We start from the raw sequence: 466 nt of genomic DNA on the forward strand, positions 1-466 counted from the left end.
GGAATCACCACGCGCTCGCCCATCTTGTTCAGGCCGCCCTTCACGACCGCGAGCGCGATGGAGCGCTGCAGAATCGGGCTGTAATAGCTCGACGTCACGTGGCCGATCATCGCGGTCGTGCCGTCGGGCCGCGCTTGCGCATCGGGCGCGACGATCTGTCCGCCTTCGGGAAGCACGTACTGCGCGTCATCGGTCAGCAGTCCGACGAACTGCTTGCGGCCCTCCTTCGCCGTGTCCGAGCGCTTGAGCGAGCGGCGGCCGAGGAAGTCCTTCGTCTGCGAGACGAGGCCGCCCATGCCGAGATCGAATGGCGTGACCGAACCGTCCGTGTCCTGCCCGACGATGATGTAGCCCTTCTCCGCGCGCAGCACGTGCATCGTTTCCGTGCCGTATGGCGTGATGTCGAATTCGGCGCCCGCTTCCATGAGGGCTTCCCACACCATGCGGCCCGCGTTGGCCGGCACGT

At 66.5% G+C, this 466-nt stretch carries 1 protein-coding gene; it reads right to left on the bottom strand.

The annotated features are described in order from the left end of the window. Positions 1 to 466 (bottom strand): glycine cleavage T C-terminal barrel domain-containing protein (locus VSR34_RS38470; RefSeq protein ID WP_342965241.1); only part of this gene is annotated, 466 nt, incomplete at both ends.

Origin of the sequence: Paraburkholderia sp. JHI2823 (genome assembly GCF_038900695.1) — a bacterium.
GTDB lineage: Bacteria > Pseudomonadota > Gammaproteobacteria > Burkholderiales > Burkholderiaceae > Paraburkholderia > Paraburkholderia mimosarum.